General features: G+C 68.6%; 23 protein-coding genes. 10 read left to right on the forward strand and 13 right to left on the reverse strand.

What is annotated here, in order from left to right; translation table 11 throughout:
• Nucleotides 1-20: 20 nt before the first annotated feature.
• On the forward strand, nucleotides 21-542 hold the full coding sequence (locus tag AOZ06_RS02305; RefSeq protein ID WP_054287885.1) for a 2'-5' RNA ligase family protein: 522 nt from the start codon (nucleotides 21-23) through the stop codon (nucleotides 540-542).
• Here AOZ06_RS02305 and AOZ06_RS02310 read toward each other — a convergent pair.
• On the reverse strand, nucleotides 535-1278 hold the full coding sequence (locus AOZ06_RS02310; RefSeq protein WP_054287886.1) for an alpha/beta fold hydrolase: 744 nt from the start codon (nucleotides 1276-1278) through the stop codon (nucleotides 535-537). The genes AOZ06_RS02305 and AOZ06_RS02310 overlap by 8 nt on opposite strands.
• Nucleotides 1279-1318: 40 nt before the next feature.
• Between AOZ06_RS02310 and AOZ06_RS02315 the strand changes: the two genes are divergently transcribed.
• Complete coding sequence (locus tag AOZ06_RS02315; protein ID WP_054287887.1) at nucleotides 1319-2767, forward strand: M1 family metallopeptidase; 1449 nt, start codon at nucleotides 1319-1321, stop codon at nucleotides 2765-2767.
• Here the strand turns inward: AOZ06_RS02315 and AOZ06_RS02320 are convergent.
• Nucleotides 2743-3639, reverse strand: coding sequence for an HhH-GPD family protein (locus tag AOZ06_RS02320; RefSeq protein ID WP_054287888.1), 897 nt, complete (start codon nucleotides 3637-3639; stop codon nucleotides 2743-2745). The genes AOZ06_RS02315 and AOZ06_RS02320 overlap by 25 nt on opposite strands.
• Before the next feature lie 14 nt (nucleotides 3640-3653).
• Nucleotides 3654-4145, reverse strand: a complete 492-nt coding sequence (locus AOZ06_RS02325; protein WP_054287889.1) for a beta-class carbonic anhydrase — start codon at nucleotides 4143-4145, stop codon at nucleotides 3654-3656.
• A gap of 165 nt (nucleotides 4146-4310) precedes the next feature.
• Between AOZ06_RS02325 and AOZ06_RS02330 the strand changes: the two genes are divergently transcribed.
• Entirely contained in the window at nucleotides 4311-4949 is a 639-nt protein-coding gene (locus AOZ06_RS02330) for a hypothetical protein (RefSeq protein WP_054287890.1), read from the forward strand.
• Nucleotides 4950-4953: 4 nt separating this feature from the next.
• On the opposite strand, the gene AOZ06_RS02335 is transcribed toward AOZ06_RS02330, so the two are convergent.
• Nucleotides 4954-6054, reverse strand: a complete 1101-nt coding sequence (locus AOZ06_RS02335; protein WP_083471457.1) for a LacI family DNA-binding transcriptional regulator — start codon at nucleotides 6052-6054, stop codon at nucleotides 4954-4956.
• Between the two features lie 267 nt (nucleotides 6055-6321).
• Between AOZ06_RS02335 and AOZ06_RS02340 the strand changes: the two genes are divergently transcribed.
• From AOZ06_RS02340 to AOZ06_RS02355, 4 genes are all read left to right on the forward strand, one after another.
• Complete coding sequence (locus AOZ06_RS02340; protein WP_054287891.1) at nucleotides 6322-7422, forward strand: ABC transporter ATP-binding protein; 1101 nt, start codon at nucleotides 6322-6324, stop codon at nucleotides 7420-7422.
• A 217-nt stretch (nucleotides 7423-7639) separates the two neighbouring features.
• On the forward strand, nucleotides 7640-8533 hold the full coding sequence (locus AOZ06_RS02345) for a metal ABC transporter solute-binding protein, Zn/Mn family (RefSeq protein ID WP_054287892.1): 894 nt from the start codon (nucleotides 7640-7642) through the stop codon (nucleotides 8531-8533).
• Nucleotides 8512-9333: a metal ABC transporter ATP-binding protein gene (locus AOZ06_RS02350; protein WP_054287893.1), complete on the forward strand. Its 822-nt coding sequence runs from the start codon at nucleotides 8512-8514 to the stop codon at nucleotides 9331-9333. Before AOZ06_RS02345 ends, AOZ06_RS02350 begins: the two co-directional genes overlap by 22 nt.
• The gene (locus AOZ06_RS02355; protein ID WP_054287894.1) at nucleotides 9333-10166 is read left to right on the forward strand and encodes a metal ABC transporter permease; all 834 of its coding nucleotides are present in this window, start codon (nucleotides 9333-9335) and stop codon (nucleotides 10164-10166) included. The genes AOZ06_RS02350 and AOZ06_RS02355 overlap by 1 nt, the downstream gene beginning before the upstream one ends.
• A 14-nt stretch (nucleotides 10167-10180) precedes the next feature.
• Here AOZ06_RS02355 and AOZ06_RS02360 read toward each other — a convergent pair whose 3' ends face one another.
• Together AOZ06_RS02360 and AOZ06_RS02365 are read right to left on the reverse strand one after the other, a co-directional pair.
• Entirely contained in the window at nucleotides 10181-11368 is a 1188-nt protein-coding gene (locus tag AOZ06_RS02360; protein WP_054296367.1) for a DUF445 domain-containing protein, read from the reverse strand.
• Nucleotides 11369-11389: 21 nt separating this feature from the next.
• Entirely contained in the window at nucleotides 11390-12169 is a 780-nt protein-coding gene (locus tag AOZ06_RS02365) for a hypothetical protein (RefSeq protein ID WP_054287895.1), read from the reverse strand.
• A 94-nt stretch (nucleotides 12170-12263) separates the two neighbouring features.
• Here AOZ06_RS02365 and AOZ06_RS02370 point away from each other — a divergent pair, with 94 nt between their 5' ends.
• Genes AOZ06_RS02370 through AOZ06_RS02380 form a run of 3 tightly spaced genes read left to right on the forward strand, consistent with a single transcriptional unit; the run spans nucleotide 12264 to nucleotide 15232 of the window.
• Nucleotides 12264-13202 carry an oxygenase MpaB family protein gene (locus AOZ06_RS02370; RefSeq protein WP_054287896.1) on the forward strand — a complete coding sequence of 313 codons (939 nt, stop codon included), beginning with the start codon at nucleotides 12264-12266 and terminating at the stop codon, nucleotides 13200-13202.
• 56 nt (nucleotides 13203-13258) lie between these two features.
• Entirely contained in the window at nucleotides 13259-14434 is a 1176-nt protein-coding gene (locus tag AOZ06_RS02375; RefSeq protein WP_054296368.1) for a DUF445 domain-containing protein, read from the forward strand.
• Between the two features lie 57 nt (nucleotides 14435-14491).
• The gene (locus tag AOZ06_RS02380; RefSeq protein WP_054287897.1) at nucleotides 14492-15232 is read left to right on the forward strand and encodes an SDR family NAD(P)-dependent oxidoreductase; all 741 of its coding nucleotides are present in this window, start codon (nucleotides 14492-14494) and stop codon (nucleotides 15230-15232) included.
• A 50-nt stretch (nucleotides 15233-15282) separates the two neighbouring features.
• Here AOZ06_RS02380 and AOZ06_RS02385 read toward each other — a convergent pair whose 3' ends face one another.
• From AOZ06_RS02385 to AOZ06_RS02415, 7 genes are all read right to left on the reverse strand, one after another.
• Nucleotides 15283-16716: an MBOAT family O-acyltransferase gene (locus tag AOZ06_RS02385; protein ID WP_054287898.1), complete on the reverse strand. Its 1434-nt coding sequence runs from the start codon at nucleotides 16714-16716 to the stop codon at nucleotides 15283-15285.
• A 218-nt stretch (nucleotides 16717-16934) separates the two neighbouring features.
• A complete protein-coding gene (gene rlmB, locus AOZ06_RS02390; protein WP_054287899.1) occupies nucleotides 16935-17897 on the reverse strand; it encodes a 23S rRNA (guanosine(2251)-2'-O)-methyltransferase RlmB in 963 nt (320 codons plus the stop codon).
• A gap of 1 nt (nucleotide 17898) precedes the next feature.
• Nucleotides 17899-19290: a cysteine--tRNA ligase gene (gene cysS, locus AOZ06_RS02395; RefSeq protein ID WP_054287900.1), complete on the reverse strand. Its 1392-nt coding sequence runs from the start codon at nucleotides 19288-19290 to the stop codon at nucleotides 17899-17901.
• A gap of 31 nt (nucleotides 19291-19321) precedes the next feature.
• A complete protein-coding gene (locus AOZ06_RS02400; protein WP_054287901.1) occupies nucleotides 19322-19987 on the reverse strand; it encodes an HAD family hydrolase in 666 nt (221 codons plus the stop codon).
• A 56-nt stretch (nucleotides 19988-20043) separates the two neighbouring features.
• Nucleotides 20044-20439, reverse strand: coding sequence for a PPOX class F420-dependent oxidoreductase (locus AOZ06_RS02405; protein WP_054287902.1), 396 nt, complete (start codon nucleotides 20437-20439; stop codon nucleotides 20044-20046).
• A 9-nt stretch (nucleotides 20440-20448) separates the two neighbouring features.
• A complete protein-coding gene (gene ispF, locus AOZ06_RS02410) occupies nucleotides 20449-20952 on the reverse strand; it encodes a 2-C-methyl-D-erythritol 2,4-cyclodiphosphate synthase (RefSeq protein WP_083471459.1) in 504 nt (167 codons plus the stop codon).
• Entirely contained in the window at nucleotides 20949-21449 is a 501-nt protein-coding gene (locus tag AOZ06_RS02415) for an IspD/TarI family cytidylyltransferase (RefSeq protein ID WP_157232766.1), read from the reverse strand. The genes ispF and AOZ06_RS02415 overlap by 4 nt, the downstream gene beginning before the upstream one ends.
• Nucleotides 21450-21522 lie beyond the last annotated feature (73 nt).

Genomic DNA, 21522 nt, shown 5'->3' on the forward strand with positions numbered 1-21522 from the left:
ACACGGCATGATGGACAGCTATGGCTCACACAGTGGCTGTGTTCTTCGACGACGACGCGGACCGCGCGGTCAGGGCGCTGTGGCGCAGGCTCGACCAGGCCGGAGTGCCGAGCCTGGCCGGCCACCCGAACGGCCGCTGGGCGCCACGTGTGACGTTCGCCGCTGCCAAGCAGATCCCGCGCCGGACCCGTGACCTGCTCAAGGACGAGCTGCGCACGCTGGCCATCCCCTCCTTGTGGCTGTCGAACCTCGGCACGTTCCCGAGCACGGAGAACGTGCTGATGCTCGGCGCGGTCGTGGACGCCGAACTGCTGGCGGTGCACTCCGCGATCCACGACGTGCTCGCCGGGCAGGTGCAGTCGCCGCAGGCCTACTGGCTGCCCGGCTCGTGGACCCCGCACTGCGCGCTCGCCCAAGGCGTCGAGCACCACAAGCTGATCGAGGGTTTCGCGGCGCTGCACCCCGTCGACCGGATCGAGGCGCGCGTCGAGCACGTCGCGATCGTGGACACGCAGACCGCCGAGGTCGAGATCGTCAAGTGAGCGACGACAGGAACGCCTCCACCGCGCCGCGGTAGATCTCCGGCTGGTCGCGGTGCACCACGTGCCCCGAGCCGGGAACGACGACGTGCTTGCCGCCGCCGGGCGAACGCACCGGCATCTGGCTCATCTGGCCTGGCGGCATGGCGCTGGTCGCCGCCTCGATCGCCAGCATCGGGCACTGGATCTTCTCGATCAGGTCCCAGTAGTCCCGTTCGCCCCACTCGTTGGCGATGGGGTAGAGCCGCTCAAGGTCGGCGATCAGGTGGTAGCCGTCCGCGCGCTCCTCGAAGCACTCCACGAAGTGGTCGCCGTACTGGCCGAAGAACGCCTTGACGTGCGCCAGCGACTGGAACGGCACCGGCCACGACTCGAAGTACGACTTCCACTTGTCCACGGTCTTGCCGGTCTGGTCGGGCGCCATGTCCTCGACCACGATGCCGCTGACCAGCTCGGGGTGGGTCGCGGCGAGCGCCCACGCGTGCAGGCCGCCCATCGAGTGCCCGATCACCACCGACGGGCCGAGTTCACGCACCACTTCGGCGGCGTCGGCGACGAAGTCCTCGGTGCGCCCGGTCTGGACGGGGTTGCGGCCGTGCGCGCGGGCGTCGAGTCCGACGACGCGGCCGTAGCGCGTCAGCCACTGCGCCACCGGCCACCAGATGGTCGCCCGGCCCATCAGCCCGTGCAGCAGCAGGATGCCCCGGCCACGGCCACCGAACTCGACCACATTCCGCATTCGACCTCATCCTCACGTCGCGTTCGTTACGTTAGGCCGCATGGACCACCCACGCCGCCGTATCGCCGCGATGTTCGTCGCGACATCCATCTTGGTCGTGGGGTGCACCAGCTCACCACCGGACAACCAGGCGCCGCAGCCGCAGCCGGGTCAGCCCGCCGCGGCCCCGTCGGCGGACGGCGCCGGTGACCCGTACTACCCGCGGGACGGCAACGGCGGATACGACGTCGCCGGCTACAACGTCTCGATCAGCTACGACCCGGCCACCGGGATCCTCGACGGCGACACGACCGTCACCGCCAAGGCCACGGCCGAGCTGACCGAGTTCAACCTGGACCTGATCGGCTTCGACATCGCGGGTGTCGACGTCGACGGCAAACCGGCGAAGTTCGCCCGTGAGGGGGAACACGAGCTGGTGATCACACCGGCGGCGCCGGTGGCCAAGGCCGCGTCGTTCGCCACGCGCGTGCGCTACAAGGGCAAGCCCGAACTCAAGGACGACGGGCAGCTGGGCACGAACGGCTGGCAGAAGTCCAAGTCCGGTGGGGCGTTCGTGGCCGGTGAGCCGCACTCGGCCACGTTCTGGTTCCCCGCCAACGACCACCCGCGCGACAAGGCGGCGTTCCGGCTGACCGCGCGGGTGCCGTCCGGCTGGTCGGTCGTGTCCAACGGCCGGGAGGAGCCCAGCTCGACCGACAACGGGTGGACCACGTTCCGCTGGGTCGAGGAGACGCGGCTGGCGACGTACTTGACCACGGTCGGGATCGACAAGTGGACCTTCGAGCGCTCGGCGCTGGCCGACGGCACGCCGGTGGTCACCGCGTACGCGCCCGGCGTGGAGAACAAGAAACAACTGGAATCGCGGCTGCCGGAAATCCTGGAGTTCCTCGGCTCCAAATTCGGGCCGTATCCGCAGAAAGCCGCGGGCGGGATCTACCTGAACGAGGACATCGGGTTCTCGTTGGAAACGCAGGGCAGGCCGATCTACGCCAAATGGACGAACCTGGAGACGGTGGTGCACGAGAACGCGCACCAGTGGTTCGGTGATTCCGTCTCGGTGGACACCTGGGCCGATATCTGCCTGAACGAGTGTTTCGCGAGTTATTCGCAATGGCTGTGGGCCGAGGCGAAGGACAAGCAGAACCTGGACCAGCGCTACCGTTCGGCGATCGACAAGGTGCGCACCCGTGAGCAGTACTGGGCGAACAAGCTCTACGGCATGGGCAAGGGCAAGGAGTTCCACGGCGTCTACGACAAGGGCATCCTCGCGATCCACGCCCTGCGCAGGCAGGTCGGCGAGGACGCCTTCAACCGCGTGCTGAAGGAGTGGACGGCCACCCACAAGGACGGCAACGCCTCGTGGGCGCAGTTCGAGGAGTTCGTGCAGAAGACCGCGAACCAGGACCTGCGCGGCTTCTTCGACGCCTGGTTCCACGGCGACAAGATCCCGGCCGACCAGTACCTCTACCCCGGCCCCCTGCGCGGATGACCTCGTGAGTGTTCGCCGGGCAGGGCGAACAGGCCGGTCTTGGTTTGTTCCATCAGGCCGTCGACCAGCAGTGAGTCCAGGCAGCGGTCGCGCTGCGCGGAGTCCGCCCAGACCGCGTCCAGCCTGGTTCGTTCGACCGGGCCGTCGGTGTCCCGCAGGACATCCAGCAGCAGGCCGCGGACCTGGCGGTCGGTTCCGGCGAACCGCTGCACCGGCTTGAGCGGGCCGGCGTACTCGGGCCTGCCTGCCCGCTGCCACGCGCAATCTGTCAACAGTGGACAGTCGACGCAGCGCGGGTTCTTCGCCGTGCAGACCAGGGCGCCGAGTTCCATCAGCGCGATCGACATCGTCGCGGCCGGTTCGTCCTCGTGGGGGAGGAGTTTCTCCACGTCCGCCATGTCGCGCGTGTTCGACGCCGGACCGGCGTCGCCCGCGCCGTGCACCGCGCGGGCGACCACGCGCCGGACGTTCGTGTCGACGACCGGGGCCCGTTGGCCGTAGGCGAAGACCGCCACCGCCCGCGCGGTGTACGCGCCGATGCCCGGCAACGCCAGCAGAGTGTCCACATCGGACGGAACGACGTCGCCGTGGTCACGCGCGATCACGCCAGCGGCCTCGTGCAACCGCAACGCCCTGCGCGGGTAGCCGAGCTTTCCCCACGCCCGCACGACTTCGCCCTGCGAGACGGCGGCGAGGCCGGACGGCACCGGCCACCGGGCCAGCCACTCCCGCCAGATCGGCTCGACGCGCGAGACCGGCGTCTGCTGCAGCATGATCTCGCTGACCAGCACGCCCCACGCCGTCGTGCCCGGCTCGCGCCACGGCAGGTCACGCTTGTTCTTCGAGTACCAGTCGATCAACAGTTCGTCCATCGACCGGAATTCTCTCAGACGACCTCGGTGAGCTCCCCGGTGTGCACGTCGTAGACGAAGCCGCGGACCAGGTCGGTGTGCGGCAGGTAGATCGCGTGCCGCACCCGGTTCATCGACGTCCGCACGCTGTCCTTGACCTCGCGGAAGGCCTCGACCGACCACGTCGGCCGCAGCCCGCTCGCCTGTTCGAGCTCGTCCTTGAAGCCGTCCTCGGTGACCGTCTGCAGTCCGCAGTTGGTGTGCTGGACGATCATCACCTCGCGGGTGCCGAGTTTGCGCTGGCTCAGCGCCAGCGACCGGACCACGTCGTCGGTGACCACGCCGCCCGCGTTGCGCAGCACGTGCGCCTCGCCCTCGGCCAGCCCGAAAATCGCGAACACCCGGATCCGGGCGTCCATGCAGGTCAGCAATGCGACGCGCATCGACGGCTGCGGGGTGGACCGGTCCCCGAGTTGACGTTCGGTGAGTCCGGCATTGCGGCGCAACAGCTCGTCGATGGCACTCATACCCACGATGGAACCCGAGTCCGCCCGGCGGCGCAATTGTCTGTAGATGGACATCACGCGGCGAACACAACCCGATCTAGTGAATGTAAGATCCACTGCTCACGGTAGTGGTGGAGTTACTTTTCCCACATGAATGAGCCAACGTCTATCTATTGGCGTCGGCGCATGGTCGCTATCGGCGGCGTGGTTGTCGCGCTCGTGGTGCTCGGCTGGGCCGCCGGTGGATTCTTCGGCGACGGGACGCAGGTCGAGGACAAGAACGCGAGCGCGCGGGAATCGCAGCCGCCGTCCAGCCCGCCACCGCCGTCACCGCCGGGGTCGTCGCACTCGTCGACCACATCGGCGCCAGCCCCGACGCCGACCACTCCGACGACGACCACGTCACCGCCGCCGCCCCCGCCGGACCCGAACCTGCCGTGCGCGGACACCGCCATGCAGGTCACTGTGGAACTGGGCGCGCCACAGTACAGAGTCGGTCAGCGACCGGTGCTGAGACTCGTGATCGCCAACGCCGGTGCCGTGCCGTGCACCAGGGACATCAGCCGGGCGCTGCGCGAGGTCGTCGTGACCTCTGTGGACGGTGTGAACCGGCTGTGGTCGAGCAGGGACTGCTACGGCTCGAGCCGGCCGGACCTGCGGATCATGCAGCCGGGCGAGCGCCAGGAGTTCGAAGTGAAGTGGGCGGGGCGGACCTCCGCGCCCGGCTGCCCGTCGAGCCGCACGACCGTGCAGGCGGGCACGTACAGCGTGATCGGCAAGCTGGGCCCGCTGACGAGTCCAGCCGTGCCGCTGGCGATGGTCTGACGGCTCAGGGGCCGAACCACCGTTCCTCGGCGGTCCGGGGTGCGGCGGAGGTCGTGCCGGGCAGGAACTCGGTCTCCAGCGTGATGCTGCGGGGCCGGGTCCGCTCGGACGGGCTGAGCAGCAGGCGGCCGGCCGCCTTGCCCTTCTCCAGGACGGGCTGGCGGACGGTGGTCAGGCCGGCGCGCTCGGCGTCGGCGATGCCGTCGAAGCCGGTGATCGTCAGGTCCTGCGGGACGCGCAGGCCTCGGCGCCGCGCCTCGGCGAGCGCTCCCAGCGCGAGGATGTCCGACGTGCAGATCAGCGCCGTGAGCTGGGAGTCGGCGTCCAGCAGCTGGGCCGCGGCCGACGCGCCCATCGCGCTGCTGTGGTCGAAGCGCTCGACGACCGGCACCGAGGCCCATTCGACGCCGACCGTCGCGAACGCGGCGGCCAGCCCGCCGAGACGGGTGCGCTGGACGTGGAAGTGGGCGTTCTGCTGGCGGTCCACCGGGGCGAAGCCGTCGTTGCGGTCACGGGCCAGCCGCATGCAGACCACGCCGATGCGGCGGTGGCCGAGTGCGATCAGCTTCTTGGCCAGTTCGGTGATGGCGGTGCCGTCGTCGATGCCGACCCGGTCGACGCCTTCGATGTGCGGCTGGTCGGCGATCACTGTCGGTACCGGCCGGGAGAGCACGGCGGCCAGGTGCGGGTCGTCGTCGGGCACCGAATAGACGACGAAACCGTCTACTCCGGCCCGGTGCACGGCCGCGACGTCCTCGCGCTCGGGGTTCACCGGAACCAGGTGCAGACCCTGTCCCGCGCCTTCGCACGCCAGCGCGAGCCCCTCGAGGAAGCCGAGCGCCGCCGGGTCGCGGAACGCGTAGGAGAGGTTCTCGGTGAGCAGCAGGCCCACCGCCCCCGCCTTGCGGGTCCGCAGTGAGCGGGCCACCGGGTCGGGACCCGGGTAGCCCAGCCGTCTGGCGGTCTCCAGGACCCTTCTGCGAAGCTCTGGAGACAGCTGGTCGGGCCGGTTGTAGGCATTCGACACCGTTGTCCGGGAGACCCCCAGTTCGGCCGCCAGCGAGGCCAGCGTCGCCGGTCGCCGTACATGTATTGACCGCGCCATGCGGTGACGGTAACGGTTCAGAACCAATTGCAGAAGTCCGCCTTGGGGTGACCGGATCACTTCGTCGTTTCCCGAGGTCCGGGCCGCGAAATTCCACCTGTTGGTCTAGACCATTCAAAACGGTCATCAAGCCTGGTAGAAACGTCGGATAGCAGTGGGTAACCGGTTACTTTGGTCTACACCACTTCGATACGCGCTGATGGCTGACGTTTTCCCAAAACCCAGCTACGGTGAGCGAGAACACAGCAGTAACCGAAGGGACAACACATGGCCGAGGTCTCGTACGTGGGCGCGTCCAGGGTGTTCACCGGCAGCCCGCCGGTGCGCGCCGTGGACCAGCTTGACCTGGATGTCGCCGACGGCGAGTTCCTGGTTCTGGTCGGGCCGTCCGGGTCGGGCAAGTCGACCGCGCTGCGGATGCTCGCCGGGCTGGAGGACGTCGACGAGGGGACGATCCAGATCGGCAGCAAGGACGTCACCAACGTGCCACCGAAGGGCCGGGACATCGCCATGGTGTTCCAGTCCTACGCGCTCTACCCGCACATGACGGTCGCCGAGAACATGGGCTTCGCGTTGAAGCTGCGCGGCACCCCCAAGCCGCAGATCAAGGAGAAGGTGGCCGAGGCGGCCGCCATGCTCGACCTCACCAAGTACCTCGACCGCAAGCCGAAGGCCCTTTCCGGTGGCCAGCGGCAGCGTGTCGCCATGGGTCGCGCGATCGTGCGTGAGCCCAGCGTCTTCCTGATGGACGAGCCGCTGTCCAACCTGGACGCCAAGCTGCGTGTGGAGACCCGCGCCAACATCGCGGCCCTCCAGCAGCGCCTCGGCACGACCACCATCTACGTCACCCACGACCAGGTCGAGGCCATGACGATGGGTCACCGCGTCGCGGTGCTCAAGGACGGCCTGCTGCAGCAGTGCGACACCCCGCGCGCGCTGTACGACCGGCCGGCCAACGCCTTCGTGGCGGGCTTCATCGGCTCGCCCGCGATGAACCTCAAGACCGTGCCGCTGGCCTCCGACGGCGCCAAGCTCGACGGAGTCGTCGTGCCGCTGGAGCGTGCGGCGCTGACCGCGGCCCAGAGCGCGGGCCTGGCCACGGTGACCTTCGGCATCCGCCCGGAGTCGCTGCGCCTGGCCAGTGTCGAGGAGCAGGGCATCGACATGACGGTCGAGCTGGTCGAGGAGCTCGGCGCTGACGCGCTGGTGCACGGTGCCGTGAAGATCGGTGACGGCTCGGAGCGTTTCGTCGTGCGTGTCGACGGCCGCACGCCGCCGCAGCTGGGCCAGAACGTCAAGATCGCGGTCCGCGACGCCAGCGAGGTGCACCTGTTCCACCCGGAGACGGGTGAGCGCCTGATCGGCTGACACCACCACGCCTCGAAGGCCACATCGGTTGCGCCCAGTGCAACCGATGTGGCCTTCGGTGCTTCAGGTGCAACGAATGCGGCCTTTGTGGCGTGGGCTGACTTGGCAGAGATCGCTGTGGGTAATGGGCGTCACCTGAATGGTGGAATCGGAAGGGTGGACATGTTGTAGTCTGAGTGAAGACGACAACGGTTTCCATTTCCATGCAGGAGTACGCATGAGCGCCCGACTCATTGGTTCGATAGCGGCTGTGGCCCTCGTGGTGGCGGGTTGTGGTTCGTCACCGGGTGCCGAGCCGCCGCAGCCAGGCGGCAAGGTCACCGTGGTGGCGTCGACGAACGTGTGGGGCAGCGTGGCGCAGGCGGTCGGCGGCGACCAGGTCGACGTCAAGTCGATCCTCAAGGACCCGGGCGCCGACCCGCACTCGTACGCCGCCAGCGCGACCGACGCGACCGAGTTGAAGAACGCCAAGGTCGTGGTCTACAACGGCGGCGGCTACGACGACTTCTTCACCGGGATGGTGAACGAGTCCGGCAAGGACGCGCGCAAGGTCGTCGCCTTCGACGTGTCCGGCAAGCCGCAGGGCGGCAACGAGCACGTCTGGTACGACCTGCCGACGGTCAGGAAGGTCGCCGACAAGGTCGCCGAGGAGCTCGGCGCCGTCGCACCGGACCGCAAGGACGCGTTCGTGAAGAACGCGCAGGCGTTCGGCGGCAAGCTCGACGAGCTGACCGCCAAGGCCGCGCAGATCGGCAAGACCAAGCCCGGTCTCCAGGTGGTCGTCACCGAGCCGGTGCCGGAGTACCTGCTCGAAGCGGCCGGGGTGAGGAACGCGACGCCGGAGGAGTTCACGAAGGCCGTCGAGGAGGAGACCGACCCGCCTGCCACGGCCATCGCGCAGACCACCGACTTGGTCAAGAACAAGCAGGTCGCCGCCCTGGTCAATAATGAGCAGACCGAGACGCCGGTGACCAAGCAGCTGGGAGACGCCGCGAAGTCGGCGGGGCTCCCGATCGTGCAGGTCACCGAGACCTTGCCCGAGGGTGTCGGCGGCTACGTCGACTGGATGACGAAGCAGGTGGATGCGCTATCCAGCGCGCTGACGAAGTAACCGGGACGCCGGCGCCACCGCGCGTCGCCCTGCGGGGCGCGCAGCTCTCCTACGGCAAGCGCGCGCTCTGGTCCGGCCTGGACATCGAGCTCGAACAGGGCGAGTTCGTCGCGGTGCTCGGCCCGAACGGCTCGGGCAAGACGAGCCTGCTGCGCGTGCTGCTCGGCCTGCAGAAGCTCACCGGCGGCACGATCGAGATGCCGGACGGCATGGGCATCGGCTACATCCCGCAGCAGCGGGCGCTCGACCCGACGATCACGCTGCGCGGCCGTGACCTGGTGTCACTCGGCTACGACGGCCACCGCTGGGGGATCGGGCTCAAGGGCAGGCGCGACCGCAAGCGCCGCGTGGACGAGGCGATCAGCGCGGTGGGCGCGGAGAAGTTCGCCAACCGGCCGGTCGGCCTGCTCAGCGGCGGGGAGCAGCAGCGGTTGCGCGTGGCCCAGGCGCTGGTGTGCGACCCGGACGTCCTGCTCTGCGACGAACCACTGCTGTCGCTCGACCTCGCCCACCAGCAGGCAGTCAGCCGGCTGATCGACAAACGCCGCCGGGACGCAGGCACCTCGGTGCTGTTCGTGACGCACGAGATCAACCCGATCCTGCCGCTGGTGGACCGGGTGCTCTACCTGGTGGACGGCCGGTTCAGGATCGGCACGCCGGACGAGGTGATGACCTCGGAAGCGCTCACCGAGCTCTACCGCGCGCGGATCGACGTGGTGCGGGTGCGTGGCCAGATCATCGTGGTCGGCGCGCAGGGCGCGATCGAGTCCGACCAGCCCCACCACCTGCAGGTGGACTGATGGACAAGTTCTTCGACTTCGACAAGACCATCGAAGTGCTCCAGTACGACTTCGTCCGGAACGCACTGATAGCAGCGGCGATCCTCGGCCTGCTCGCAGGCGTGCTCGGACCGCTGATAGTCAGCCGCAACATGGCGTTCTCGGTGCACGGCACAAGCGAGCTCGCGGTGACGGGCGGCGCGGCGGCGTTGCTGCTGGGCGTCGGAGTCGCCTACGGCGCACTGGCCGGATCGATCATCGCCGCACTGGTGCTGGGCCTGCTGGCCCGCCGAGGCTCGGAACACGACTCGGTGATCGGCGTCGTGCTCGCGTTCGGACTGGGCCTCGGTGTGCTGTTCCTGTGGATGTACCCAGGACGCGCGTCGAACAAGTTCGGCCTGCTGGTCGGCCAGATCGTGAGCACGGACTTCACCTCGATCGTGCTGCTGTCGGTGTGCGCGGTGATCGTGCTGGGAGTCCTGGCGTTCATCTACCGACCGCTGATGTTCGCCTCGGTGGACCCCGACGTGGCCAAGGCACGCGGAGTCCCGACAGGTGTGCTGTCCCCGATCTTCGCAGTCCTGGTCGGTGTCGCAACGGCGCTGGGAGTGCAGACGGTCGGCGCGTTGCTGGTGCTGGCGTTGATGGTCACGCCAGCCGCGGCGGCCTGCAGAATCACCGCGAGCCCGGTACGAGCGACGATTCTCTCCGTGGTGTTCGCGGAGGTGGCGGTGCTCGGCGGCATCATCCTGTCGCTGGCGCCAGGCGTCCCGGTGAGCGCGTTCGTCACGGCGATCTCATTCCTGATCTACCTGGGCGCCAGGGTGTTCTCGAAGGCCCGCGCGACAGCGTGATCCGGACAGCACACCTAGTGCAGAAGCAGAACCTGAAGCTCGCCCACGGCGAACCCGATGATCGCACCCACCGCGATGAGCTTCCACTCGTCACGGCGGAAGGCGGGCCGGAGCAACTCCTCGTACTCGACCCGGGTCAGGTCCCGCATCTTGCCCGCGATCGTGTTGCCGACGTCAAAAGTCTCAGCCAGGTACGCCTCAGCGTGCCGAACAGTGTCCGGCAACCGCTCGACAGCCAGCAAAGCGGCATCCTGCTTCATGGCTTCCAGGCGGTGTGACCCGATGGCCGTGGCGACAAGGGGCCTGGCCAGCCGGACCTGGTTGTCGACGGTCTCCCGAACGACGCGATCGACCAGCGCCCGCAACCGGTCCGCCCTGGGTCCATTGAGGACGGAATCGAGGATGTTGGGCACGGTGACGACTTCACGGGCGACCAGCGCGCCGTACTGCTCGGCGACCTCGTCCCGGCGGCGCTGGAAGACACCTTGGAAGCCGAACCGGCGTTCCCGGGGGAAGAAGACGAGCTTGATGGCGAGCCAGTCGGTGAACCACCCGATGCACATCCCGAACAGCGGCAGCACGAGCGGCTGCTTCGTCAGCGCCCACACCAGGGTCTGCACCACACCCAGCGCGAAGCCGAAGTAGATCCCGCTGCGGGCGATGAACGCCATCTCCGGCCGGGACACGTCCTTGATCAGCCGGACCATCAGCGCGGGATCGCGGCGCAGCACGTCGACCGCGAGCTCCTTGATGTCCAGCACCTGGTCGACGGTGTCGTGCAGCGTCTCGACGATCTTGCGGACCGCGTCCGGCGCACCGGCCTGCACTTGTTTGACGATCACGTCCTGGGCCAGCACCGGCAGCGTCTCCCACAGCCCCGGGTGGTGTCTGGCCATCACTGACCGGGTGATCGCGTCCACTTCGACCAGGAGCGCGGTCTCCAGCTCGTGCGCCAGCCGGTCCGGGTCGACCCGGGCGAACACCTCACGGGCGTCGACGAGCCGCGTGGTCAGCATCTCGGCGGCGATGCGGATCATCCGTTCCGCGTTGCGCGGCACGACCCCTTGCCAGCCAAGGAAGGTGTGCGGGATCCCGACGAACCGCAGCGGCCGGAACATCATCTCGATGGCGATCCGTTTGGTGACGTAGCCAAGCGCCGCCGCCACGAACGGCATCGCCACGTACACCACCCAGTCGGCCATGGCGATCACCGTAGCGACTGGTCACGACGGCAGCCTTTCCGGCGGCACGGTCGGGGGTGTGTACGGCACCTCGCCCGCGCCTGCCGCCGGGCCGCCCAGTGGGCCGCCCGGACGTTTGCTGTCCATCTCCATCAGCCTGGCTTCGGCCTGTTGCAGGGCACGCTTGCGCTTGGCGACGAGCGCGAAGCCTTCGGTGTGGGCGAGCAGCGCTCGTGTGAACGGCACGAGCAGGAACACGCACGCCAGTGTCGGGCCGAGCACGAACCTCTCGCTGGTGGTGTCGAGTGAGCCGCCGACCACGAAGACCGCGGCCACGCCCAGCCCGGCCGACGCGATCGCCAGCGTCCTCGCTCCGGGGAACTTCCGGCGGGCCCGTGCGGTCGGCTGGTCCAGGTGCGCGGCGAGCTGGGCGCGGACCAGCCACAGCCGCCGGAGTGTGTGGTCCGGTGGGACGCCCTCGTCGGGGATGTCGATCTCCGGTTCGCCGGTCACGTCCGGCACCTCGGGCAGCGGGTCGGGGAACTCCAGCCAGGCTCCGCGCGGCAGCCACCGCGCGTTGGCGCTCGGCCGGAACCGGCGTGTGCCCGGCCGGTCGGCGACGTCGAGCCAACGCACGGATTCGGCCTCGTGCCACCTGCGGCCGAGCAGCGCCAGACCGGTGGCCACCGCCTCGACGAGCACGAACGCGGTCCAGCTGCCGCCGTCGGCGTAACCGTTCTCGACGTCGAACCCCAGCCCGGCCAGCCCGAACGCGGCGACCATCGCCGCGACCACCTTCAGCCAGAACCCCAGTGCGTGCACACTGGGGTTATCGCCGCGGGCCGTGATCCGTTGACAGCGCCCGGCACGGGTGAGACATTGAAACAAACATGGCCGCTTTGTCTCAGGAGGCCTCGTGCTGGTTTCACGGCTGCTGGATCTCGGCGACCTGGCGACGCTGGGCAGGCTCAAGCACGGCATCGCGGCGACCTGGGCCAAGTCGCTCAACGCGGACAAGCTCCCGGGCGAGCAGTACACCGGCCCGCCGGGCGACCCCGGGCTGTTCGGCCCGGACTCGGTGATGTGGTACGTCCACGACGACCCGTCCGGCGTGGTCGGCGGCGTGATGGGCCTGATCCTCGGCTCGCTGCACGAACCGACCATGCACGGCACCAACAGGCACTCGGTGTACAAGGACGACCCGCTCGGCAGGCTCGGGCGCACGGTCTCGTTCGTCAACACCATGTGCTGGGCCAGCACCCCGGTGGCCGAGAAGATGGCGCAAACCGTGCGCCGGATGCACGAACACGTCCACGGCACGATGCCCGACGGCAGGCCGTACGACGCGTCCGCGTCCCCGCACCTGATCTGGACCGGCGTGACCCAGGCGTACGGGATCATCCAGGCGCACCTGCGCTACCACCCGGACCCGGTGTCCGAGGCCGACATCGACCGGTACTTCGCGGAGTACGCCGTGATCACCGAGATGCTCGGCGCGACGGGCGTACCCAAGACCGCGGCCGAGGTCGAGGCGTACTTCACCGGGATGCGCCCGCAGTTGACGTTCTCCGAGGAGACGGCCGAAGTCGTCGACTTCTTCACCGGCCCGATCGGCAACACCCCCGTGGCCCGCGCGGGCAGCAGGCTGCTCAACAAGGCCGCGTTCGACCTGCTGCCGCCGTGGGCCAAACGCCTCTACCGGTTGCCGGACGACCCGATCGACCAAGGGGTCACGCGCCGCTCGATCAAGGTGCTGCTGCAGATGCTGCGCGACAGCGTCGGCGAATCGCACATCAAGACCGAAGCACTCGCCCGTGTCCGGGCACACCCGCGGGTACTGTCACAGACCGGGTAGGACGCGCGAGCCCAGGGGAGGCCATCCTGATTCCACAGTGGGTGGTCTACGTGTCGATGCCGTTCATCGCGGCGGTGATCGGCTACGTCACCAAGCGCGTCGCGATCGAGATGATGTACCGGCCACTGGAGTTCACCGGCGTCAAGGGCACGTTCATCGGCTGGCAGGGCGTGATCCCGCGCAACGCCCACCGGATGGCCGGTGTCGCGATGGAACTGCTGACCACCAACCTGATCCGGCCGAAGGAGATCTTCGCGCGGCTCGACCCCGAACGCGTCGCCGAGGAGCTGCGCGAGCCGCTGCTGCGCGCGGTCGAGGACGTCACCCGCGAGTTGATGGCCGAGTACCAGCCGCAGCTGTGGGAGATGCTGCCGTCGGGCGCGCAGGAACGGCTGATCCGGCAGGTTCAGGCGGACGCGCCGCGCGTGGTCGAGAACCTGATGCGCCAGATCGCGGGCAACATCGAGGAAGTGCTCGACGTCCGCGACATGGCCGTGCGGAACCTGGTGCGCGACAAGGCTTTGCTCAACCGGTTGATCAGGGACACCGCGCAGCCGGAGATGCGGTTCATCGCGCACTCGGGCATCTACTTCGGATTCGTGCTCGGTCTCGTGCAGCTGGGCGCGTGGGCGTTGACGCACAGCCCGTGGATCATGCCGATCTTCGGCGGGCTGACCGGGTGGCTGACCGACTGGCTCGCCCTGAAGATGATCTTCTTCCCGCGTGAACCGAAGAGGTTCCTGTTCCTCACCTGGCAGGGGATGTTCCAGCGCCGCCGGATGGAGGTCGCCCGCGACTACGGCGACATGATCGCCCGCGAGGTGCTGACCGTGCAGAACGTCCTCGAAGCCGTGCTGACCGGTCCGAAGTCCGACAAGCTGTTCCTGCTGGTGCAGCGCGAGGTCCAGCGGGCGATCGACACGCAGGTCAGCCTCGTCAAGCCGCTCGTCGTGCTGACGGTGGGCTCACGCCGGTACCAGGAGATGAAGAAGCGGGCCGCCGCGCGTGCCATCGAACTGCTGCCGACGACGGTGAAGCACGTCGAGGACTACGCCAGCAACGCGCTGGACGTCCGCAACACGATCATCACGCAGATGCAGCAGCTCACCCCGATCCAGTACGAAGGCCTGCTGCGGCCCGCTTTCCGGCAGGACGAGTGGAAGCTCATCGCGGTCGGCGCGGTGATCGGGTTCCTCGTCGGCGAGTTGCAGGTCCTGTTGCTGCTGCACTGAAACGCCGTGGCGGAAAGGCGCCAGCACTCCTTGCCTGCGCAAGCTTCTATTGAGGACATGAACACAGCAGCAGGCAAGGTCGCACTGATCACCGGTGGCAGCAGGGGAATCGGCGCGGCGACCGCGGTGCGGCTCGCCAAGGACGGTGCCGATGTCGCGTTCACCTACAACCAGAGCGCGGACCGGGCCGCCGAGGTGGTCGAACAGATCAAGGCAGTGGGCCGTCGCGCACTGGCGATCCAGGCCGACAGCGCCTCGGCGCAAGCCGTGCAGGACGCGGTGTCCGAGACGGTCGCGGAGTTCGGACGGCTCGACATCCTCGTCAACAACGCGGGCGCGGCGGTGTTCGCGCCCATCACGGAGTTGTCCATCGCGGACTTCGACCACATCGTGAACATCAACGTGAAGGCGGTGTTCGTGGCATCGCGGGCAGCGGCGGCACACCTCACGAGCGGCGGCCGGATCATCACCATCGGCAGCTGCGCGGCCACCCGCGTGGCCGGGCCCGCGTACTCGCTCTACTCGCTCAGCAAGACCGCGTTGATCGGCCTGACCAAGGGCCTGGCCAGGGACCTCGGTGCACAGGGGATCACGGCGAACCTGATCCACCCCGGACCGATCGACACGGAGATGAACCCGGCCGACGGCCCGACGGCCGACGACAACCGGGCCGTCGTCGCACTCGGCAAGTACGGCGAGGCATGGGACGTCGCCGCAGCGGTTTCCTACCTGGCAGGGGAATCCGGCCGGTACGTCAGCGGCGCGGAGCTCGCCGTCGACGGCGGATACGTCGTGTGACACCTCGTGAGTGTTTAGTCCGGTTAGAACCGGACTAAACACTCACGAGGTTAGAACTGGTTGTAGAGGAATGGGCTGAACGTCCCCGACGCGACCAGGACGGCGGCGTAGGCGAGGCCGACGGTCATCACGCCGACGCGCACGACGGTGGCGGACCTGCTGCGGGAAGACTCGATCAGCGGACCCGTCACCGGCTGCGCGGGCATGAACAGGATCGCCAGCGCGGCGATCATGACCAGCAGGCGCTGGTTGGTCAGCGCGCTGTCGGCGATGTCGGTCAGGCCGTCGAAGTCCGGCAGGAACATGTGGCCGACCATGGCCGACGCGCTGGTCATGTCGTCCGCGCGGAAGTACACCCAGCCGATCACCACGAGCAGCATCGTCAGCGTGCGCCGGGCGATCCGAGGACCGCGCCGGGTCGGCGCGGCCTCGAGGTTGAAACCGCGCTCGATGATCAGCAGCGCGCCGTGGAACAGGCCCCAGACGAGGAACGTCCAGTTCGCGCCGTGCCAGAACCCGGTCAGCACGAACACGATGCACAGGTTGCGGTACGTCTTCGCGGCGCCGTGCCGGTTGCCGCCCAGCGGGATGTAGACGTAGTCGCGGAACCACCGCGACAACGACATGTGCCACCGCCGCCAGAACTCGGTGATCGTCACCGACGAGTACGGCCGCGCGAAGTTCTCCGGCAGCCGGAAGCCCAGCATCCGGCCGAGACCGATGGCCATGTCGGAGTAGCCGGAGAAGTCGAAGTACAGCTGCAGCGTGTACGCGATCGCGCCGAGCCAGGCGATCGAGAACGTCATCTGGTCGTCCGGCGTGGCGAAACAGGCGCTCACGAACGGCGACAGCGAGTCCGCGATGATGACCTTCTTGCACATGCCCAGCGCGAAACGCGGGAAACCGGACGCGATGTCGTCGAGCCGGTGGCTGCGCTGCTGCGGCAGCTGGTCGGCGATCTCCCTGTACCGCACGATCGGGCCCGCGACCAGCTGCGGGAACATCGCGATGTACGCCACGAACGCCACCGGGTTGCGTGCGGCGTGCCGCTCGCCGCGGTAGATGTCCACCGCGTACGAGATGTGGTGGAACGTGTAGAACGAGATGCCGATCGGCAACGCCAGGTGCGTGACCGGGAAGTCGCCGCCGAAGATCCGCGCCAGCGCGGCCAGCTGCTCGGTGGCGAACCCCGCGTACTTCCAGATCGCCAGGATGGCCAGGTCGAACGCGATGACCGCGAACAGGATCGTGCGGCGCCGCTTGCGGTTGCGGTCCCATTGGTCCGGTTCGAGCAACGGCCCGGTCACGAAGTTGACCACCATCGTGGTCAGCAGCAGCCAGGTGTCCGCGCCCGCGGCGGTCGCGTAGAAGAACACGCTGGCGACCGCGATGATGCCGTTCCGCCAGCTGCGCGGCGCCACCAGGATGGCGACCAGCACCACTGGCATGAAGTACCAGAGGAACAGCGGCGTGGCGAAGGACATCGACAACCTCAGTGGAAGGACAGGGCCCAGCAGACCATATCCCGACAGTGTTTGATTGTCCTCGCTTCGCTCGGGGAGGGGCTTGGTCGCCGCAAGCCGGTCGTTGCCGCCCCGCCCCACGCGACCGACATCTTCGTCGTGGCCTGGTGATCAGCCGGGTTGGGGCGATGTCGGGCGTGTTGCGTGGCGGCAACGACCAGCGCGACCAAGCGGTGTTTCTAGATCCGCCCCGCGACCCTGCGCCTGCGGGCCACTTCGGCGAGGACGACGCTGGTGGCGACTGAGGCGTTCAGCGACTCGACACCCGCCGCCATCGGGATCGACACCGTCTCGTCACAGCGCTCGCGGACGAGCCTGCTCAGGCCGCGTCCCTCGGAGCCGACGACGACCACGAGCGGGCCGTTGGCCAGTTCGAGCTCGTCGATCGTGATCGAGCCGTCCGCGTCCAGGCCGACGACCATCAGGCCGGTGTCGGCCCAGTCCTTCAGCGTCCGCGTGAGGTTCGTCGCAACGGCCACCGGCAGCTTGGCCGCCGTGCCCGCGCTGGTGCGCCACGCGACAGCGGTGATGCTGGCGCTGCGGCGTTGCGGCACGACCACGCCGTGCGCGCCGAACGCCGCCGCGGAGCGGATCACGGCGCCCAGGTTGCGCGGGTCCGTGACGCCGTCCAACGCCACCAGCAGCGCGTCCTCGCCGGAGTTCTTCGCCACTTCGAGCAGGTCGTCCGGGTGGGCGTACTCGAAGGGCGGGATCTGCAGCGAGATGCCCTGGTGCACGGCGTTGTTCGTGAGCTTGTCCAGCTCCGGCCGGGAAACCTCCAGTACCGAGATGCCCCGGTCGGCGGCCATCCGGACGGCCTCGGTGACGCGGTCGTCCGCGTCCACGCCCAGCGCCACGTACAACGCGGTCGCCGGGACCTCGGCACGCAGGCACTCGACGACCGGGTTGCGCCCGGCCACCAGTTCCGACGTCGGGCCGCTGTCGCGGCGGTTGTCCTGGCGCTTCTGCTGCGACGGCGCACCGGGCTTGCGGTACGCCTTGTGGTTCGGGCGCTCGTGCGCCTTGGGCGTCGGGCCTTTGCCTTCCAGGCCCTTGCGCCGCTGGCCACCTGAGCCGACAACCGCGCCCTTCTTGGTACCAGCCTTGCGCATCGCGCCTTTACGCCTTGAGTTGCCGGCCACGCTAACTGTCCTTCAATGTCCAAAGTGGACCGTCGGGGGTGTCCTCGACGGTGATGCCGGCGGCGAGCAGGCGGTCGCGCACCGCGTCGGCGGCCGCGAAATCGCGTTCCTTGCGGGCCCGCTGCCGCTCCTCCAGCAGGGCGCCGACGAGCGACGCCAGTGCGTTGCGGTGCGCGGCGTCCGTTGTGGACTCCTCCGACCACCTGTCCGACAACGGGTCGAGACCGAGAACGGCCATCATCCCGCGCACGGCCGAAGCCGCCGCGCGGGCCTCGCTGTCCTGGTTGGACGACAGGGCGGTGTTGCCTTCCCTGACCGCGTTGTGCACGGCCGCGATCGCCGCGGGCGTACCGAGGTCGTCGTCCATCGCCGCGGCGAACTCGGCGGTCACCGCGCCCGGCTCGACAGCGCCGAGCCTGCCCGTCACGTTGCGCACGAACGTCTCGATCCGCCCGTACGCCACGACCGCCTCGTGCAGCGCCGCCTCGGAGTAGTCGATCATCGACCGGTAGTGCGGCGTCACCAGGTAGTACCGCAGTTCCGGCGCGCGCACCTGCTGCAGCATCGCCGGAATGGACACGACGTTGCCGAGCGACTTCGACATCTTCTCGCTCGCCATGGTCACCCAGGCGTTGTGCAGCCAGTACCGGGCGAACCCGTCCCCGGCCGCGTGCGACTGGGCCTGCTCGTTCTCGTGGTGCGGGAAGATCAGGTCGATCCCGCCGCCGTGGATGTCGAACTCGCTGCCCAGGTACGCCGTGGCCATCGCCGAGCACTCCAGGTGCCAGCCGGGACGGCCGGGTCCCCACGGCGTCGGCCACGAGGGCTCACCTGGCTTGGCGGACTTCCACAACGTGAAGTCGCGGCTGTCGCGTTTGCCCGTGGCCGCGCTCTCGCCCTGCTGGACCTCTTCCAGCTTCTGCCCGGACAACGCGCCGTACTGCGGGAACGTGCTGACCGCGAAGTACACGTCACCGGCGGCGGCGTACGCGTGCCCCATGTCGATCAGCCGTTGCATCAGCTCGACCATCTGGGTCACGTGTCCGGTCGCACGCGGCATGTACGACGGCGGCAGGCAGCCGAGCGCCTCGTACGCGTCCTCGAACGCGCGCTCGTGGATCTGCGCCCACTCCCACCACGGCCTGCCCGCGTCCGCGGCCTTGGCCAGGATCTTGTCGTCGATGTCCGTGACATTGCGAACGAGCGTGACGTCGAGGCCGCCGTGCGCGAGCCACCGGCGCAGAACGTCGTAGTTCAGCGCCCCGCGGACGTGGCCTATATGTGGAATGCCCTGCACCGTGGCCCCACACACGTAGATGGACGCCGTTGCGTTCCGCGCGGGGTGGAACTCCCGCGTGCTCCGGGTCGCCGTGTCATACAGGTGAAGGCTCACGCACAGATGGTACGGGAGCGCCCGATCGGGTTTACCAGCCGTTCTCCGCGAGAACATCCAGCAGTGCGTGCGGGCGTTGTTCGACCGGCAGCGGATCGACGAACGCGACCGCGCACCCGATCTTGGCCGCGCCGCCGTCGGCCTCCTCGCTGTCGCCGATCATCAGCACCTGCTCGGCGGGCACGCCAAGGCGCCGGCACGCGACGGTGAACAGCCGCGGGTCCGGTTTGATCGCACCCTCCTGATAGGACAGCACGAACTCGCTGACCAGCCCGGCTATCCCGATCCGTTCGAACGCAGGCCGGATGTCCCACGCGATGTTGGACACCACACCGACCGGGACTCCGGCGGCTGCCAGGGTTTTCACCGCGGCCGCCGTGTCCGGGTACGGCTCCCAGTTGGCGGTGTCCAGCATCCGGTCGTACAGCAGTCCGGGGTTTCCCACGCCGGACGCGTGCAGCACGGCGAGGTAGAGCTCCCGGTGCGTCGGCGGGTCGAGGTCGCGGGTGTCCCAGTGTTCGTGCAGGTGTTCCGGCAGCCCCTCCGGCAGTCCGGTCGGCGCCGTCATCCGGCGCATGATCTCGGCCTGCCGCTCGCCGTCGAGCGGACGGCCGTCCAGACCGGTCAACCCGGTCAGGTCCGGCTCCAGCCGGAACAGCGTGCCGGAGAAGTCGAAGAGAACCCCGTTGATCGTCATGGTTCCCAGGCTATGTGCCGGGCGGTCGCAGCCGCCCGGCCGTTTCCCACCATGTGTCAGAGCGCGTAACCGGTCAGCTTCTCCGGCGTGATCCGCACGATCACGCGGACGTTGTCCGTGCCCTCGTCGCCCGTGTAGTCCCCGCCCGTGTACTTGTGGGACAGGGTGTTGATCAGCTCGGAGCCGCCTTTCTCGGTGAACGTCACCGTGCCGCGTGCCTCGAAGTAGTTGTACGGGTTCTCGTGGTCGACGACCGTGACGCTCACCCGCGGGTCGCGGCGCAGGTTGCGGTCCTTCAACCGGCCTTTCACCGTCGACACGAGCAGGTCGTCGCCGTCGCGGCCGATCCACACGACGGAGGTCTGCGGGCTGCCGTCGGCGTTGATGGTCGCGATCGTCGCGAAGTTCTTGCCGTCGACGATCGTCTTGACATTGTCTGGGAGTGAAGCCATGGCGCAAGCCTATTGCGCTGGTTCGCCTTCCACAGAAGTTCCCGAAGCGGGGACGACCAAGGCACTGGCGATGGCCCCGACACCCTCGCCCCGCCCGGTCAGGCCGAGCCCGTCGGTCGTCGTCCCCAGCACCGACACGGGCGCGCCGACGGCGTCGGACAGGACCCGTTCGGCCTCCGCCCGGCGCTTGCCGATCCGGGGCTCGTTGCCGATGACCTGCACAGTGGCGTTGCCGACCTGGAAACCGGCCTCGTCGAGCCTGCGGCGGACCTCGGTGAGCAACTCGACACCGTGCGCACCGGCCCAGCGCGGGTCACCGGTGCCGAACACCGCGCCCAAGTCACCTAGGCCCGCTGCGCTGAGCAACGCGTCACACAACGCGTGCGCGGCGACGTCGCCGTCGGAGTGGCCGTCGCACCCGTCGACGCCCTCCCACAACAATCCCGCCATCCAGCAGTCACGGCCGGGGGCGATGGGATGGACGTCGACGGCGGTTCCTACCCGTGGGATCACAGGGTCACGCTAGCGACGTCGATCTCCGTCCGGATACGCAGGCCGTGGGGATGACCGTCGACTGTGGTCAGCGGGACGCCGGGGCGGCGCGGGTCCGCCGCCTGGCGGAGCAGTTCGATCGGCGCGCCGAGCGGGGACTGCATCACCCGCAGTTCGGCGCGGTCCCTGGTACCGAGGATCCGGCCGTCCGGGCTGACCTCCTTGACCGTGTCGGTCAGCGGCAGGACGGGGACGACTGCCTGTGCGCCGCGTTCCAGCTCGGCCACGACGGCCTCGACGACCTCGGGCGGGGTTGCGGCACGTTCGACGTCGTGGATCAGGCCGAACCTGACGTCCGGGAACAGCTGCGCGGCTCTCGCGAGCGCGGCGTGCAGATCACCGACGACAACTGTGCAGCCGCCGAGCGTGATATCAATCGGAATGGGTGTGCAAACAAAAACGTGCCGCACGCACCCAGCCTGTTGCAAGGTACGCACGGCACGCTCTGTCAATGGCATGCCTTGTACGGAAACCACTCCGGTCGCCGGCACGACCGCAAGCGCGACGGAACTCTGCACTGTGTGTTTCCCG

Origin of the sequence: Kibdelosporangium phytohabitans, from assembly GCF_001302585.1 — a bacterium.
Taxonomy (GTDB): domain Bacteria; phylum Actinomycetota; class Actinomycetes; order Mycobacteriales; family Pseudonocardiaceae; genus Kibdelosporangium; species Kibdelosporangium phytohabitans.

Excerpts from the sequence above, each read along its gene's own strand:
- AOZ06_RS02305 (WP_054287885.1), top strand. The coding sequence starts at position 21 with ATGGCTCACACAGTGGCTGTGTTCTTCGACGACGACGCGGACCGCGCG.
- AOZ06_RS02310 (WP_054287886.1), bottom strand. The coding sequence starts at position 1,278 with ATGCGGAATGTGGTCGAGTTCGGTGGCCGTGGCCGGGGCATCCTGCTG.
- AOZ06_RS02315 (WP_054287887.1), top strand. The coding sequence starts at position 1,319 with ATGGACCACCCACGCCGCCGTATCGCCGCGATGTTCGTCGCGACATCC.
- AOZ06_RS02320 (WP_054287888.1), bottom strand. The coding sequence starts at position 3,639 with ATGGACGAACTGTTGATCGACTGGTACTCGAAGAACAAGCGTGACCTG.
- AOZ06_RS02325 (WP_054287889.1), bottom strand. The coding sequence starts at position 4,145 with ATGAGTGCCATCGACGAGCTGTTGCGCCGCAATGCCGGACTCACCGAA.
- AOZ06_RS02330 (WP_054287890.1), top strand. The coding sequence starts at position 4,311 with ATGGTCGCTATCGGCGGCGTGGTTGTCGCGCTCGTGGTGCTCGGCTGG.
- AOZ06_RS02335 (WP_083471457.1), bottom strand. The coding sequence starts at position 6,054 with ATGGCGCGGTCAATACATGTACGGCGACCGGCGACGCTGGCCTCGCTG.
- AOZ06_RS02340 (WP_054287891.1), top strand. The coding sequence starts at position 6,322 with ATGGCCGAGGTCTCGTACGTGGGCGCGTCCAGGGTGTTCACCGGCAGC.
- AOZ06_RS02345 (WP_054287892.1), top strand. The coding sequence starts at position 7,640 with ATGAGCGCCCGACTCATTGGTTCGATAGCGGCTGTGGCCCTCGTGGTG.
- AOZ06_RS02355 (WP_054287894.1), top strand. The coding sequence starts at position 9,333 with ATGGACAAGTTCTTCGACTTCGACAAGACCATCGAAGTGCTCCAGTAC.
- AOZ06_RS02360 (WP_054296367.1), bottom strand. The coding sequence starts at position 11,368 with ATGGCCGACTGGGTGGTGTACGTGGCGATGCCGTTCGTGGCGGCGGCG.
- AOZ06_RS02375 (WP_054296368.1), top strand. The coding sequence starts at position 13,259 with ATGCCGTTCATCGCGGCGGTGATCGGCTACGTCACCAAGCGCGTCGCG.
- AOZ06_RS02380 (WP_054287897.1), top strand. The coding sequence starts at position 14,492 with ATGAACACAGCAGCAGGCAAGGTCGCACTGATCACCGGTGGCAGCAGG.
- AOZ06_RS02385 (WP_054287898.1), bottom strand. The coding sequence starts at position 16,716 with ATGTCCTTCGCCACGCCGCTGTTCCTCTGGTACTTCATGCCAGTGGTG.
- AOZ06_RS02400 (WP_054287901.1), bottom strand. The coding sequence starts at position 19,987 with ATGACGATCAACGGGGTTCTCTTCGACTTCTCCGGCACGCTGTTCCGG.
- AOZ06_RS02405 (WP_054287902.1), bottom strand. The coding sequence starts at position 20,439 with ATGGCTTCACTCCCAGACAATGTCAAGACGATCGTCGACGGCAAGAAC.
- AOZ06_RS02415 (WP_157232766.1), bottom strand. The coding sequence starts at position 21,449 with ATGCCATTGACAGAGCGTGCCGTGCGTACCTTGCAACAGGCTGGGTGC.